Raw genomic sequence first — 14,822 nt, 5'->3', positions numbered from 1 at the left:
AAGCATACCTTTAGGGGAAAGAAAATCGTATTAAAAATAGAGCCGGACAACGATTACGCGCTCACGAACTTTTGCAAAGTAGGCATCAATTCAAACTCCATTTGTATCAGCGTGCCTGATCTTGTTTCAATCCTGATCGTTCCTTTCAATTGCTTACTTAAGCCCTGCATCATTTCCATTCCGAGCGAGTTGGTTGAGCTTATATTAAAGTCGGGGGGTAAGCCTTTACCGTTATCTGCAACTGATAACAAAGCTAAACCAGGGTTAGTGCGCTTAAAAGTGACCGATATTTCGCCTCCGGCCGGGCCAAAAGCGTATTTTATGGAATTGGTGATGGCTTCGTTCAATACAAGGCCCAGGGGTACAGCCTGCGAAAGGTCGATAAATATATCTTCTATGTTATACAGTATCTTTATTTTTCGGGCCGGGGTGTCAAACGCGCGGGATAGTTGCAGGATAAGATCGGCGGTATAATCCGGCATGCTGATACTGGCCAGGTTATCGCTATTGTAAAGCTTTTGATGAATAAGGGCTATTGACTGTACGCGGTTTTCGCTTTCAAGAATCGCTTCAATGGCATCGTCATTTTGTAAATATGCCGATTGGGTGCTCAACAGGCTCATTACAATTTGCAGGTTGTTTTTAACCCGGTGATGAATTTCTTTTAGCAGCCAGTCTTTTTCTTTTATAAAATTATCTTTTTCTGCCAGTAACTGCTGCAGGGTTTGGTATTGCAGCCTGATCTCTTCGCGCTGCGCGGTAATCTTAACGTTAGCTTTTTTCTTGCTGCGGTAACCGTTGTAGGCCAGTAACGCCAGCAGCAGGAACATCACGGCGCCCCCTAAAATAATGTTCCTTATAAAATCGGCGCGTTGTAATTTGGCTTTCTGTATCAACTGGTTGTTTTGCAGGTCTTTGATATCCTTTAACCGCTTTGCTGTTTCGTATTTTAAATTCAGTTCTGAGATCTGCCTGCTTTTGGCAACGCTGTTTACAGAGTCGTACAAGGTTTTTTGCCTTTCAAAATGGCGTATGGCAGAAAGGTAATTACCCAATGCCGAATCGGCCTTGAATAAGAGATGGTCGGTATCTATTTTCTGCTCCGCATCTATATATTGCTGGCTTTGAAGTGATTGTAAAAGGTAGCCTTTTGCTTTTTTATATTCTTTTCTTTGGATATAAAACTTACCGATAGTGTAATAACCGGCGGCACCCGAAAGCGTTGTGTTAATGCGGTCTAAGTTTTTTTTGTTTTCTGCAATAACTGCGGCGTTATAGCTTAGCATCTTTAGATAAAAGCTTTCGGCCTTTTTATAATCCCCAATCTGGTTATAGATATCGGCAAAGGTTGCCGCCACCAATTGCTTGAAATTGGCTAAAACGGGCGGTGACGTTTTATTAAAACCGGATAAAAAATTTAACGCTTTTTGCGGTTCTCCCGATTCGGCTGTTACGTGGGCAATATCTGTCGCTAAAGAATATTGGTAGGGCCAGTTTTTTCCTCTCGCGTAATTAAACACTATTGTATAATATTTGAGCGCCTCAGGGTATGATTTCAGCAAATGATATATCCTGCCGAGTACGATGTAGGTATTCAGCTTATTGAGTTGGTTGTCGTTTTTAACATTCAATGCTTCAAATGCATATGCTAAGGCTTTATCATATTTGCCATTAATCCTGTAAAAATCGGCAAGGGTTGTATAGGTCATGATCGAAATTCTCTCGTTTACTGATTTCAGCAACGAGACACACCTTAACAACTGTTGTTCTGACGAGTCGGACTGGTTATAGTTACCATTGACGATCGCGAGGTCTCTCAGGCTGTAGGCTGCGTCTTTTTTTTGCCCGGCAAGCAGGTAATATTTTACGGCCTGTTCATGGTAATAAATGTTGTTTCTGAAGGTGCTGTCGTCTTCGGGCATCCTGTTGCCCAACATCGACCATCCGTTGGCTTCCCTCGCGTAATTTTTTTGTCTATGGGCCGCGTTTACCACCTCCATAAAAGCGGCTTTTGCATTGCTTACGTTTCCAAGTTTTAGCTGGTATTTACCGGTAAGGATACTGCATTCATCCTGCCACAGATCTGAGCGGCTTGCCCGGGCGGTACGCCTGGCTTCGTCAATAAGCGGAACAGCCAAAACGAATTCTTTCTGACCCGGCTCGAAATCAAAAGCATAATGTTCGGCAATGGATAACAGTAACCTGGCCCGGAGTTCGCCGTAGGCTTTCCGGGCTAGAATAAGGGCCGGTTCAACGGTGTTTTTTTTGGTGTAAACCTTACATAGCAAAAATGCGGCTTCGCTGCGCCCGGTAACATAGTTGATTTTGAGGCTGAGGGCGTAAGCCTGTTTTGCGTATAGATAGCAACTATCAACGCCATGGTTATCCGCGGTTCTTTGATGCCAGTAAATATGTGCGGCTTTAATGAGTAAATTAACACGATTGGTATCTTCCGGCATTCCAGCTGCCTTCTTTAACAGGCTAAAGGCTTCTGTTTCATCTTCCAGTTTTACCGCAAGGGATGATGTGGTGTTTTGCGCCAGCGCACAAATGCCGGTAAACAACAATAAAAGGGTGCCGCATAGCAGTTTAAACCCTTTTTTTTGTTGGTTACAGGTAAGTACACGTTTGAGATAATCAAATTTTGTTGGCATCATTAAATAACCGCGTAACGCGAACATAGATAGTCACCTCTAAAATACTCAAAAAAAGGAATTACCTATATACCTGCCGGTAATGATCGGGAATGTCGATTTCGAAAATGGTTGCCGGTAGCTTTATCCGGATCCTCCCGGAAGCTACACGTATCACCTTAAAGACCTGGGTTAGTCCTTATTTCAATAAAATTATTTATAAAAGGGTTTGCTTTTAAGTCCATTTTAAAAATTCCCGGCGCTATCATGCCGGGAATTTTACGGCAACACGCTAATCAAATTTGTTCAGAAATGAGTTGGCTTGTTCAACAAAAAGCTCAGGGTACTGGTTAAACGATCCGTGCGCGGCGTCAGGATAATAAATCAGCACCGCGTGCGGTAGTTTTTTGTACATATCGAGCGAAGCCGCGCTGTCCATCATTTCGTCGTCGCTTCCCTGCACAATTAAAACGGGCTGGGTAATTTTTGAAAGATCGATTGTTACCGGGTCTGTTCCCCAGCGGGTCAGGGCGCTGATCTGGGCTTTAATGGCATCCATAGTCGCGCTTTGGTCACGATCATCGGTCCGGATATATAACCTCTCGAGCGTGGCCGCTATTTTCGCCCTGCTATTTTCAGATTTTGTGGCAAACACAAACAGGTACTGCTCTTTTGGCGGTAGCGCGAAGGCTTTTTCAACCAGCTGCGGGAATGAATGCAACGCTTTTGCACCCTGGGGCGCGGCGCCAACAATAATGAGTTTTCTGAAAAGCTCGGGCTTCAGGCTGGTCATGGCCTGTGCCAGGAAGCCACCCAGCGAAAAGCCAAGCAAATCGCATTTTTGAATCCCTAAAGCGCTTATCACCTTGATCGCATCCCTGCTCATATCCAAAACGTTATCCGGGGTTTGTCCGCCTGAGTTACCTACGCCGGTGTTATCTATCAAAATAACCGGGCGCTCGGTTGCAAGCCCATCTACAATAACCGGGTCCCAGTTATCAAGGGTTCCGGTAAAATGCTGCAGGCATACAACCGGCACTTTACCGGGTTTGCCAAGGCTTCTGTAAGCGTAACGGATCCCCTCAACCTCTACGTATTGAGTGGGTACAGCTACATAGTTAAATACTTGCTGGTTCATGGTAATGATTTTAAATGTAAAGTCGTTGTTGGTTTAACCCGCCGTTTTAAATTTGATGGGGTGGCAGGCAGCAAACAAAGCTATCCCTGATAAAGCAGCGCGTTAGTGTATCAATTGCGGTAATTATGGTATGCTTTAAGTTTTTTGATATTACGGAATGGATTTACAAACGCAAGGGGTTTACCTGTAATCCTATCGTTTTATGCACCGGGGCATGTGCGATATCAACACGCTCGTTTCTTACAAGTAAATGCCTGTTCTGTACATTGGCCTGCCCGGCCCCGGGCGGTAATTTTGAGCCAAACTACAAGTTAATTATATGAAAGACGCGAAACAACTGGTAGACTTTGTGCTGGAATCGCACGGAGGCTTAACCACATGGAACAAGTTCAATACCGTTAAAGCTCATGTATCATTAGGGGGCATTACCTGGGGCGTAAAAGGGCACGAAGGCGTAATGAACGATGTTTATTTTACGGGCAACACGCACACGCTTCTGGATAGCTGGTCGCCGATGTTTGGGGCAGGGTTACGTTCAAGCTTTAACGGTAAAGACGTTTTTCTGCTTAACGAGGCGGATGAGAAAGTTGAAGAATTGATCAATGCAAGGGCTTCTTTCGAAGGCCACAATATCATGACCCCGTGGAGCCGTATGCAGTTGGCCTATTTCTGCAGTTATGCAACCTGGAACTATCTTACCGCGCCTTTCCTGTTCGCGTTGCCCGGGTTTCATTTCCTGGAAATGGAACCGTGGGAAGAAAATGGCGAAACCTGGAGAAGGCTCGAGGTAATTTTTCCGGATACTATAACCACTCATAGCAAAAGGCAGGTTTTTTATATATCTGCCGATGGTTTGATGAAACGCCATGATTATTGGCCCGAGGTTTTAGGAAATAACTCCGCCGCTCATTACTATAGCGATTACAGGGAAGTTCAGGGTATAAAAGTACCGGCCAGGCATCGTATTCTTCCCCTTGATGATGCTTCTAATAACGCGCTGGCAGAACCGCTCCTGGTTTCTATCGACGTTCTAAGCATAGAATATTTATAATCTGTGAAAGGCAATTCTTATCTGATTGATCATGTTAAAACTTGAAACGACAATTATCGATAACCTCGAAATTCGTTACGCGAAGAGCGCCGGTAACTTCTCCGAAAATATTTTACTGTTAAGCCCCCTACCCGAGAGCATCAGGGCTTTTGAGCCGATATGGGATAAACTGGCAGCTATGGCAAATGTTATAGCTATCGACCTGCCGGGCTTCGGAAAATCTCAAAGCCGTGCCGAATTGCTTGCACCCATCGCGCTGTCTGCGTTTGTTATCAAAGCAATTGCGCATTTTAACTGGGAATCCGCGCATATCGCGGGACCGGATGTGGGTTCGAGCGTCGCGCTTTTTATCGCGCAATATCATCCCGAAAAAATAAAAAGCGCCATTATCGGAAGCGCTGCCTGTGTATTCCCGATCCAGGCGGATGGTATCCTGACGGATATGATCATGGAACCAACCCTTGATGGCCTTAAAAAGCTGGGAAGTAAGGCCATCATCTCAGGGGCGTTAGCTAATATGACACAATACCAGCTTCCGGCCGATGTAAGGGAAGATTATATGAACAGCTACGAGGACGGGCGCTTTTGGGACACGATGCTGTTCCTGAAAAAGCTTCCGCACGACCTGCCAAAACTTGATCTTCGAGAGATCCGGATACCAGTACAAATTATCTGGGGGAAGGATGATCCCCTGGCTATATTAAAGAATGGCGAAGTACTTCACGAACAATTACCCAAAAACAAGTTTAGCATTTTAAACTCAGGGCACTATGCCTGGGAAGATACACATAGCGAATATGCCGATATTCTAATAAACTGGGTTAGCGGTGGTTATCGCGATATATAAACTCGTTCCGGTTTTGTACTTGCTCGAAATCAGGCATCTGTCTGTTACCATACTACTAACTTGCCATACCGCATAACTAAAAGGGTAGGGTTGACCTGTAAGGGTACGAAACCGGATAGCGGCTATTAACTTATCAAAAGAGAACCAATGTATTATCGAATTAAAGAATTCCTGGAAGACTGGGCTTACGAAAAAGGTAGAACCAGCAAGATCTACGCAATGATTCCGGAAGAATATAAAGCTGTTATTTTAAATGAAAAGGTGCGGACACTCGAAAGGCTTGCCTTTCACATTCCGCAGGTGATGATGCAGATAGGTATTCAAACCGGATTGCTTAAAGGTGAGGAACTTGCTGAAGAGCCGCTTCCCCCGGCTATGAGTGATATCAATGCACTATACCTGGATATACACGCTAAAATGGCAAAGGCTGTGGAGGCCCAGTGGACAGACGGGATGCTTAATGATGAAGCAGAGTTGTATAATCATCAATGGCGCAGGGGCGATATCTTATCATTACTCACCCACCACGAAGTACATCACAGAAGCCAGATGACCGTACTAATGCGATTGGCAGGCCTGGAGGTACCTGAACTTTACGGGCCGGTACGGGAAGACTGGGCGTTTTGGGAGCTTCCGGTAGCAAAGTAACAATCAATCATTTTTTTTAGCCATTCATCAAACACCAAACATTTCATCAAATGAGTAAAGTAAACGCATGGGCCCAAATGGAGCCGAAGGGAAAACTGGTTCCATTTACTTATGAATTATCACAACTTAGCCCCGAAGAAGTAGAAGTTGCAATTGACAACTGCGGGCTTTGCCACACCGACCTTACCGCGCTTAATGGCGACTTTGGCTTGCCTTATCCCATTGTAGCCGGCCATGAGGTTACCGGCAAGATAGTTGCATTGGGCGATGTAGCCAAAAACAAGGGCCTTTATATAGGGCAAACCGTTGGCATAGGCTGGAACAAGGAAAGCTGCGGGCATTGCGACCCATGTTTAAACGGCGATCCGCATTTGTGTATCAACCTTAAAACAACCATCCTGGGTAGTCACGGCGGTTTTGCAAGCCGTATTAAGGCGCATTGGCTATGGGTAATACCGGTTCCGGAAGGCATTGAAGCTACAGAAGCAGGGCCGCTTTTTTGCGCGGGTATAACGGTTTTTTACCCCTTGCTTGAATATGGTGTAAAACCAACAGATAAGATAGGCGTATTTGGCATTGGTGGCCTCGGGCATTTGGCAGTACAGTTTGCGCACGCCTGGGGTAGTGAGGTAACCGCGTTTTCTTCTTCCCCGGCCAAACGTGCCGAAACCCTGAAACTTGGTGCAGACCAGATTGTATCAAGCAGGGATCCGTTGGAATGGGAGGTGCTTAAAGGAAAATTCGACCTGATCATTATTACAGTTAGCGTAGCGCTGGATTGGGATAAGATAATTGCCATGCTTGCCCCTAAAGGCCGTTTACATTTTGTAGGTATTCCTTTTGAAGCCATACCGGTGTCGGTTTTGTCATTACTCATCCCGCAAACAAGCGTATCTGCCTCGCCTGCCGGTTCCCGGTCTGCTTTTAACGCCATGCTACGCTTTGCCGCGAGGCACAACATCCGCGCTATGGTTGAGCATTTTCCGATGAGTAAAATTAATGATGCCATCGCGCACCTTGAATCCGGGAAAGCCAACTACCGGGTGGTTTTGGATGCCGATTTTGAATAACATAATTTCTTAACCGTTGCCGGAAAGCGTAGGTGGCTAACACATGTTTTCCGGCTTCATTTCACCAACCGTACAATCATTTTATAACATAAACGCCTTCCCGGTACATCACTATACCATGCATGGGCGGCTAATTTTAATTCAAATGGAAACTTTATTTGAGGTGCCTGCAAGAAACCAGGTTTCAGAAGCCAATCAAAACATCTTTGATATGCTGCAAAAATCGTTAGGCTTTGTGCCAAACCTGTACGCAAACTTCGCTTACTCGGAGCATGCGCTACCGGCGTTTTTAGCAGCTCAAAACGCTAAAACATCGCTAACCGGCAAAGAAAAAGAAATAGTGAACCTAATTGTTAGCCAGGTAAATAATTGCGAATACTGCCTGGCCGCGCACAGCAAATTTGCAAAAATGAATGGTTTCAATGATGAACAGATCATGGAGATCAGGAGCGGCAGGGCATCTTTCAATCCTAAATATGACGCCCTGGTAAAGTTGGCGAAAAGCGTTGCCGAAAACAAGGGCCACGGCGACCAGAGTATCGTAGACAATTTCATTGCCAACGGATATAGTAAAGGCAGCGTGATAGATGTTATTTTCCTCACGGGCTTGAGGATCATTACCAACTACGTTTATGCGGTAACAAATCCGCCGGTAGATTTCCCGCCGGTACCGGCGCTTTAACCAGAAACCGGCAGCCATGCTGTTATGCGCGGCCGCCGGTTTATGTAGCGGGACCAATAAAAATCGGGCTAAAATGAATTACTAAGCCTCTGAAATAACTAACCCCTAAACTAATGGAAACCAAAAATTACCGCATCGCCACATGGCCGGCTTTTCTGCATTCCAAATGTCCGCGCTGCAGAAAAGGAAACATGTTTGCTAACAGTATGTACGGCTTTTCCGGTCAAAAAATGAACAACACCTGCGAGCATTGTCACCTGACGTTCGAGATAGAACCGGGATATTTTTATGTGGCGATGTTTGTGAGCTACGCCATGAACGTAGCAGAGTTTGTAGCAGTGGCGCTTGCTATTAACATACTTACCGGGAGCAGCAATCCGTGGTTATACACGCTGGTGATATTGTTTGTTTGCCTGGTGTTGTCGCCGTTTAATTTCAGGTACTCAAGGGTTATACTTTTGTACTGGCTAACCCCTGGAATTCATTATAACCCTGAGCTGAGCAAAGATGAGACCGTTGAATAAGATCAACCTGATTTTATATCGCCGTAATCAAAAATCTATCCTATACGATGAATACTTTCACATTAAAAAGCCGCGAGTTGAGCGGTCAGTTCACTTCTGAGTATTTTTATGATGGACTGGGCGTAAACGGGGGTAATCAATCTCCCGACCTTTACTGGGAAAATGCACCTGAACAAACCAGGGCATTTGCCATTACCATGTATGACCCGGCAACCCAAAGCGGCAGCGGGTGGTGGCACTGGGTTGTTTTTAACATACCTGCAACTATTACATCGCTTGCCAGGGGCGCGGGAAGTACAGCCCCGCACTTGTTGCCGCCAGAGGCGGTAAGTAGTTTAAATGATTTTGGAAAAACCGGTTACGGCGGTCCCGTTACTATCCCCGGAAGCGGTTTTCACCCCTACATCATTACCGTTCATGCCCTCAGCAAATTGCTGAACCTTGATGAAACAGCAACCCCGGCTTTTGTTGGTATCATGATGAATGAGCTTGTGCTTGCAAAGTCATCCATAGTTGCTTACCTGAAGGTTTAAGCGACATACATCTCATACCCATCAGATGGATTGGCATTGCCCATATGTAGGCTGAAAAATGTTTGGTAAGGTCAATTATACCGCTTCTTTTTAACCCGTTAAATCCGGTTATCACAGCTTGGTATTTAGAGCCGGAAAATCGTATTTATGCTATATATCGATTGTTGGATTTGATATTTGTTGTGAATTTTGTTGATTTTCAGATTGTTGTGTTAATGGTGCATTCTTGGCTAATTAGCTTTTATCAATCAAAGCTTATGACTACCCCAGCATCAACCGGCGCAAACAAAAAATCAACAGCGAAACAGGATAAAGGAAATTCCTTTTTTAGCGTATCGGCATTAAAGCCGGCCTGTTACGAAAAGCGGTCGTTAGAAGATCAGCAGTGTTATACCTTTATCTTTATAGAGAAGGGCTGCTGTGAGTGCCGCGCTTCGGGCGAGGCGCTAACCCTCGACCCGGCTAACATGGTTATTTTTAAGCCGAGACAGCATTTGGTGATTTTGGCTGGCCAGGACGTTTATGGGTACATATTTTCTTTCTCATTTGAATTTATCCAGGCGGCGCTTAACTCGGCCCAGATGGCGCAAAAGTTTCATTCAATTAATGCTGTTGGCAAAATCACCATCCCTGAGCAGGAGCGTGCCTTTTTAAACGAGGTTGTATGCAGGTTGTACCGGGAATATCAAACAGACAACGGCTTAAAGGATGCTATCTTAAAGGCGCTTTTCCAGGTTTTAACGCTTTACTTAAACAAGATCAGGGCCGAAAAGCAACCCGTTATGCTAAACCGTTGCATTTATCACATTAACCGTTTTTTCGCGCTGCTTGATGAGCATTTTACAACACTCAAAATGCCGGCCGATTATGCAAATCTTCTTGCGGTAAGCCCATCGTATTTAAATTTTATCATTAAAGAAAACCTCGGTTTTAATACCAGCCACTACATCCAGCAGCGGGTATTGGCCGAGGCAAAAAAATTAATGAGCATGCAGGAGCTAACCATGAAAGAGGTGGCCTATAACCTCGGTTTTTTTGATGTATCGCATTTTAGCAAGTTTTTTAAACGTACTACGGGTGTGCGTTTTACCGATTTTAGAAGGGGGATGGCAGCGTAGCGTTAAGCCAAAGCATCAAGGTGGCGCTTGCGGTTGCCCGGCACAGGTGGTTATTTATGGCATTGCAGGAGAATTACTTTTTAAAAAGTTGCTGCTGTTTATGGAGATGGTGTAAAGAAATTTTCACACGAATTACCTTTCAGGTCGGGCACAATTCAACGAATTACACGAATGGTTATTTTCTATTATGTAGCATTCGTGTAATTGGATAATTCGTAAAAAATTGTGCTAAATTTTTTAAGCTATCTATACCGATAATTTTTACAATGGGTTAAAAGAGATCTCCCTTATGGGAATTGCTTTAGTTTATATAGCTCCCCTTTTTCAATCTTTCCGTTTGTTAATCGGCGCTGAATTCCCTCTTGATCCCTAACTTTTTTATCCTGGAATGAAGGGTGCTCGGCGGCATGCCCAAAATTTCGGCAGCTCCCCCGGCCCCCCCGATACGGCCGTGGCAGTTTTTCAGTACATGTACAATATAATTGGCTTCCATCTCTTCCATGGTTTTAAGCGGTAGTTTTGCTTCTGAACCGGCATTTTCGTTAACAGGCTGCGCCGGGCTTTGCGGCATTGCCAGTTGTTCAATTATTCCTTTGGCTTTGATGAGCACCTGCCTTTCAATAAAATGCTCGAGTTCGCGGATATTACCCGGCCAATGATAACCTTTTAGCTGGTTTATGGCGGCAGAACTTATTCCGGTAACAGGGCGACCGGTTTTTAAAGCGAATTTTTCCACAAAATTTTTCGCCAGTATACCTATGTCGTCCTTCCTGTCACGAAGCGGAGGGACAAAAATTGGAAACACATTCAACCGGTAATAAAGGTCGAGACGGAAGCGGCCGTCGGCTACTTCTTTCTCCAGGTTGCGGTTGGTTGCCGCTATTATCCGTACATCAACTTTTATGGGTTTACCGCCGCCAACGCGTTCAAACTCCATTTCCTGGAGCACACGGAGCAACTTTACCTGTGCCTCGAGGGTAAGTTCGCCTATTTCGTCTAAAAATATCGTGCCGCCATTGGCTTGCTCAAACTTCCCGATCCGCTTGTCGACCGCGCCGGTAAAGGCTCCTCTTTCATGCCCGAAAAGTTCAGACTCTACGAGGTTAGCCGGTAACGCCGCGCAGTTTACTACTACCAACGGATTTTTGGCACGTAACGACATTTTGTGAATGCATTGTGCAACACGCTCTTTGCCGGTTCCGCTTTCGCCGGTAATCAGTACCGAGGTGGGGGAGGTGGCAACCAAGTCAATCTGATCAAGCACCGCAACAAGGGAGTTACTTTTGCCTATGATGCCGTCAAATTTTGATTCATCGCTAAACGGTTTTATAGCTGAAGGTTTCCTGGCGGGGAGATCCGCGCGTCCGGGTAAGGCTGAATAACTGTCGTTGATAATATGTTCCATGAATGCATCAAGCGAGGCCGCCGCGCGGCGCAGCATATTGAACTGAACTTCAGTATACATGTCATCGTTTTTACTGTAAAAAGCAAGAACGAAGTGCTTCCCGTTTTTTAACCGCCTTTTTACAGCCATCATACACGCCAGCCTGAATTGCGTGCTTAATCGCTTTTCTGTAATATCGTGTAGCAGCAGCCGGTGATAATCTGCGCCATTTTTAAATTCGCCTGATTCCAGATCTAACCGGTTTGCTTTATTTTCCGACCAATCTTTTAAGCCAACGCCCGCTGCTGCCGCGAGTTGTTCATTAACAAATGTTTCATACTCTTCATACCCGGTCCTCACAAACGCGATGTGGTCTGTTTCCATGCCCGGCGGAAGGATAATCCTTAACATATCGAAGGCGAGGAAGCCCTGTATGATCACCGGGAGTTTGGCTGTTTTTTCAAGCATGGTGCCGCGCCCGCGGTCCATCCCATCTAACTGCATCCGGAATATTTGCTCGCGCTGTTGCTGCATTAATAAGTTAGCCTGGTGTTTTTGAAGGGCGATATCCAGCATAATGAGCAGGTCCTTCTCGCGGAAAGGCTTCACCAGGAAACCATAGGGGTGGGTTGCTTTAGCCGTTTCAAGAACAGACTGGTTGGTATTGGCAGAAATATAGATGAAACCGATATTTTTAGAGGCAAGCAAAGGGGCCAGATCAGTCCCTTTCGAATCGTTGGAGAGAAAAATATCAAGCAGTACCCAGGTTGGTTTCTGCTTTTCGATAAGCTGCTCAGCCTCTTCAACAGAGGCCGCGATGCCGCAAACCGAATACCCGGCTTTGGTTAACTTAATCCGGAGATCGTTCGCTACGATAAATTCGTCTTCTACAATCAGTATGTTCTGTTTCATTTACCCTATGTTGCATTTTTGGTGCTTGTTAATTCGTCGCCCGGGGATTCAATTTCTACCGAAACCGTTACACCTTTCGCGTTTTCAATATTAACCCTGGCCGAAAGCTGTTTCCCTAACCCTTTAATCAGGCTAAGGCCAAAAGCCTGTCCCTGCGATGTTTCAAGTTTTTCAGGCAGGCCAACGCCGTTATCGCTTATACTAAGGATGATAACATTGGCCATTTTTTTCAGCTCGATTTTAATCCGGCCGGTATGCCCGTCCGGAAACGCGAATTTAAAAGCATTGCTCACCGCCTCGCTGATAATGAGCCCTATTGGGACGGCCATCTCGATAGCGAGCGAACAGGGGGCAATGTCGCTTTCTATAATGATCCCCTGCCTGTTCTCAAATTCATCTGCGAGATAAAAAATGAGTTTATCCAGATAATCCTCCATCGCTATCGCCGAAAGCAATTCTCCGTTATATAAGGAATGAAATGCGAGCGACATTACGTACAATCTGTTGCAGCCATCGTTTATTGCTTCAGCAATTTCGGCATTTTCTTCATAATCTGCCTGCCCTCTTAGTAAACTTATTGCAATTTGCAGGTTATTTTTAACGCGATGGTTCAATTCGCTTACCAGCATTTCGTTAGCTTTTTCAAGCTTTTGCTGGTTAAGCAGCAGTACCTTGCGCCATTTTAAAAACAACCAGGATAAAATCCCGACAAGCATTACTATCCCACAGATTAAATAACCGCCTGCTGATAAAAAAAATATGGTATCGGAAAGTTTAATGCTAAGCAGCCAGTTAACAGCACCTGTAAGCCAACACACCACCTGCGAGTTTAGAACTCCGTTTTTTAACATTATATCAATTTGATAATAAGAGAGCTTATAACTGACAATTAAAGTTAGCAACAAGAAGTTTACAACTCTGATGCCATTTAGTCAATGCCTTATTATTCAGTTTTTTATAAGCTAAGAGGATGTTCAGGAGAGGCGAAATATCGTATCGCAACGACTATTAACAGCGAAAGAACTAAAATATTCCCAACGCAGGGGGCTGCCAAAACTCGCCAACATGATCATGGATAGGGGGCATGCTCTCAAAATACCTGCACTGCCTTATTAAAACAGTGCAGGCATTTGCTGATCATATTATTTATTCGGCCTTATTTTTTAACATCATGAGCAATGAATAAGCCCCTTTGGTAACATATTTATTGCCGGTTGTATTGGTAATATCAATCCGCGTGTATCCGTTTAACGACTCTTCGCTTTTTACCTCAACCATTTGGTAAGTTTTATCGCCGGTAACCCTGAATACATACGATTTTCCCTCGAAATCAACAATGGCATCTGTAGGTAGTGTATTGGCGGCTGTATTTTTCACTTCAACCTCCGCATTCATGTAAGTACCAGGTACGAGCGATTTATCATACGTTTCGAAATGGCAATGCACGTCGGCCGCGCGATCGGCCGATAGGTCATGACCGATCAGGAGTATTTTACATTCGTACTTTTTGTCGGGGTTATTGTTGGTGTAAGCCAGCACCTTTTGGCCTAATTGTAATTGACCCAGGTCTTTTTCAAATACTTTTAAGGCCAGGTGTATATCGGTGGGGTTAACCAGTTCAAACAGCACTTCGGTGGGTGATACATATTTACCGATATTGATATTAACCTTTGATACGAACCCGTCGATGGGGGAATGGATATTAATGCTTTTTTCGATATGCCCCTCATTGATCCGGCCCGGGTCAATACCTGTAAGCCGTAATTTTTCGGCTAAGGTAGTTACCAGTATACGGTCGGAGCGATAGTCGGTTTCGGCTTGTTGGGCCACCTTGTCGCTGGCTGCCTGGCTGGCGTTCAGCTCTTTCTGGCGTTGGTAATCCTTCTCTAAAACCCCAAGCTTTGCCTTAGCTGTGAGGTAATCCTGTTGCAGCTGGATGTATTGCTGATCCTCTATCACCGCGATTGTTTCACCTTTTTTTACATGCATACCGGGCAGCAAATTGGTAGATTTAAGATATCCGCCCAACGGCACACTTACCGAGATCATGTTTTGAGGGGGCACATCTATCTTGCCGCTCAGTTTAAGCGTACCGGAAATTACCCGTTGTACCAGGCCGCCGGTTTCAATGCCCGCGTTACGCAACTGGGCATCTGTTAATTTAACCGTATTTTCATTTACGGTAGCCGATGATGCCTGTTCATCATTGGTTTGCTTTTTATCGCCGCAGGCACTTAACAGTAAAGCTGCCGCGATGATGAATATATTGGTTTTCATATGCT

General features: G+C 45.0%; 13 protein-coding genes. 8 read left to right on the top strand and 5 right to left on the bottom strand.

Annotation, left to right across the window (positions count from 1 at the left end; translation table 11 throughout):
- Window positions 1–53: 53 nt before the first annotated feature.
- Window positions 54–2,657 (bottom strand): tetratricopeptide repeat-containing sensor histidine kinase, encoded by a 2,604-nt coding sequence (locus LX99_RS17195; RefSeq protein ID WP_170122731.1) that lies wholly within the window; start codon window positions 2,655–2,657, stop codon window positions 54–56.
- A gap of 268 nt (window positions 2,658–2,925) precedes the next feature.
- Window positions 2,926–3,771 carry an alpha/beta fold hydrolase gene (locus LX99_RS17190; protein ID WP_109608992.1) on the bottom strand — a complete coding sequence of 282 codons (846 nt, stop codon included), beginning with the start codon at window positions 3,769–3,771 and terminating at the stop codon, window positions 2,926–2,928.
- A 319-nt stretch (window positions 3,772–4,090) separates the two neighbouring features.
- On the opposite strand from LX99_RS17190, the gene LX99_RS17180 reads away from it, so the two are divergent.
- The 8 genes from LX99_RS17180 to LX99_RS17145 all read left to right on the top strand — a co-directional run bounded on the left by LX99_RS17180 (window position 4,091) and on the right by LX99_RS17145 (window position 10,244).
- Window positions 4,091–4,822 carry a hypothetical protein gene (locus tag LX99_RS17180; protein ID WP_109608990.1) on the top strand — a complete coding sequence of 244 codons (732 nt, stop codon included), beginning with the start codon at window positions 4,091–4,093 and terminating at the stop codon, window positions 4,820–4,822.
- Between the two features lie 31 nt (window positions 4,823–4,853).
- Window positions 4,854–5,669, top strand: a complete 816-nt coding sequence (locus LX99_RS17175) for an alpha/beta fold hydrolase (RefSeq protein ID WP_109608989.1) — start codon at window positions 4,854–4,856, stop codon at window positions 5,667–5,669.
- 147 nt (window positions 5,670–5,816) lie between these two features.
- Window positions 5,817–6,317, top strand: coding sequence for a DinB family protein (locus LX99_RS17170; protein WP_109608988.1), 501 nt, complete (start codon window positions 5,817–5,819; stop codon window positions 6,315–6,317).
- Between the two features lie 50 nt (window positions 6,318–6,367).
- Window positions 6,368–7,387, top strand: a complete 1,020-nt coding sequence (gene ahr / locus LX99_RS17165; RefSeq protein WP_109608987.1) for an NADPH-dependent aldehyde reductase Ahr — start codon at window positions 6,368–6,370, stop codon at window positions 7,385–7,387.
- Window positions 7,388–7,532: 145 nt separating this feature from the next.
- Window positions 7,533–8,069, top strand: coding sequence for a carboxymuconolactone decarboxylase family protein (locus LX99_RS17160; RefSeq protein WP_109609053.1), 537 nt, complete (start codon window positions 7,533–7,535; stop codon window positions 8,067–8,069).
- 113 nt (window positions 8,070–8,182) lie between these two features.
- Window positions 8,183–8,593, top strand: a complete 411-nt coding sequence (locus LX99_RS17155; protein WP_109608986.1) for a DUF983 domain-containing protein — start codon at window positions 8,183–8,185, stop codon at window positions 8,591–8,593.
- A 47-nt stretch (window positions 8,594–8,640) separates the two neighbouring features.
- Window positions 8,641–9,126 (top strand): YbhB/YbcL family Raf kinase inhibitor-like protein, encoded by a 486-nt coding sequence (locus tag LX99_RS17150; RefSeq protein WP_109608985.1) that lies wholly within the window; start codon window positions 8,641–8,643, stop codon window positions 9,124–9,126.
- A 257-nt stretch (window positions 9,127–9,383) separates the two neighbouring features.
- Window positions 9,384–10,244, top strand: coding sequence for a helix-turn-helix domain-containing protein (locus tag LX99_RS17145; RefSeq protein WP_170122730.1), 861 nt, complete (start codon window positions 9,384–9,386; stop codon window positions 10,242–10,244).
- 340 nt (window positions 10,245–10,584) lie between these two features.
- Here the strand turns inward: LX99_RS17145 and LX99_RS17140 are convergent, their stop codons facing one another.
- The 3 genes from LX99_RS17140 to LX99_RS17130 all read right to left on the bottom strand — a co-directional run bounded on the left by LX99_RS17140 (window position 10,585) and on the right by LX99_RS17130 (window position 14,817).
- Window positions 10,585–12,540, bottom strand: coding sequence for a sigma 54-interacting transcriptional regulator (locus LX99_RS17140; protein WP_109608983.1), 1,956 nt, complete (start codon window positions 12,538–12,540; stop codon window positions 10,585–10,587).
- A 5-nt stretch (window positions 12,541–12,545) separates the two neighbouring features.
- Window positions 12,546–13,391 carry a sensor histidine kinase gene (locus LX99_RS17135; protein WP_022833370.1) on the bottom strand — a complete coding sequence of 282 codons (846 nt, stop codon included), beginning with the start codon at window positions 13,389–13,391 and terminating at the stop codon, window positions 12,546–12,548.
- Between the two features lie 295 nt (window positions 13,392–13,686).
- Window positions 13,687–14,817: an efflux RND transporter periplasmic adaptor subunit gene (locus tag LX99_RS17130; RefSeq protein WP_022833369.1), complete on the bottom strand. Its 1,131-nt coding sequence runs from the start codon at window positions 14,815–14,817 to the stop codon at window positions 13,687–13,689.
- Window positions 14,818–14,822 lie beyond the last annotated feature (5 nt).

The organism is Mucilaginibacter oryzae (assembly GCF_003148845.1).
Lineage (GTDB): Bacteria > Bacteroidota > Bacteroidia > Sphingobacteriales > Sphingobacteriaceae > Mucilaginibacter > Mucilaginibacter oryzae.
This window is presented reverse-complemented; position numbering and strand designations above follow the sequence as displayed.

Excerpts from the sequence above, each read along its gene's own strand:
- LX99_RS17195 (WP_170122731.1), bottom strand. The coding sequence starts at position 2,657 with ATGATGCCAACAAAATTTGATTATCTCAAACGTGTACTTACCTGTAAC.
- LX99_RS17170 (WP_109608988.1), top strand. The coding sequence starts at position 5,817 with ATGTATTATCGAATTAAAGAATTCCTGGAAGACTGGGCTTACGAAAAA.
- LX99_RS17160 (WP_109609053.1), top strand. The coding sequence starts at position 7,533 with ATGGAAACTTTATTTGAGGTGCCTGCAAGAAACCAGGTTTCAGAAGCC.
- LX99_RS17175 (WP_109608989.1), top strand. The coding sequence starts at position 4,854 with ATGTTAAAACTTGAAACGACAATTATCGATAACCTCGAAATTCGTTAC.
- LX99_RS17130 (WP_022833369.1), bottom strand. The coding sequence starts at position 14,817 with ATGAAAACCAATATATTCATCATCGCGGCAGCTTTACTGTTAAGTGCC.
- LX99_RS17155 (WP_109608986.1), top strand. The coding sequence starts at position 8,183 with ATGGAAACCAAAAATTACCGCATCGCCACATGGCCGGCTTTTCTGCAT.
- LX99_RS17180 (WP_109608990.1), top strand. The coding sequence starts at position 4,091 with ATGAAAGACGCGAAACAACTGGTAGACTTTGTGCTGGAATCGCACGGA.
- ahr (WP_109608987.1), top strand. The coding sequence starts at position 6,368 with ATGAGTAAAGTAAACGCATGGGCCCAAATGGAGCCGAAGGGAAAACTG.
- LX99_RS17135 (WP_022833370.1), bottom strand. The coding sequence starts at position 13,391 with ATGTTAAAAAACGGAGTTCTAAACTCGCAGGTGGTGTGTTGGCTTACA.
- LX99_RS17190 (WP_109608992.1), bottom strand. The coding sequence starts at position 3,771 with ATGAACCAGCAAGTATTTAACTATGTAGCTGTACCCACTCAATACGTA.
- LX99_RS17145 (WP_170122730.1), top strand. The coding sequence starts at position 9,384 with ATGACTACCCCAGCATCAACCGGCGCAAACAAAAAATCAACAGCGAAA.
- LX99_RS17140 (WP_109608983.1), bottom strand. The coding sequence starts at position 12,540 with ATGAAACAGAACATACTGATTGTAGAAGACGAATTTATCGTAGCGAAC.
- LX99_RS17150 (WP_109608985.1), top strand. The coding sequence starts at position 8,641 with ATGAATACTTTCACATTAAAAAGCCGCGAGTTGAGCGGTCAGTTCACT.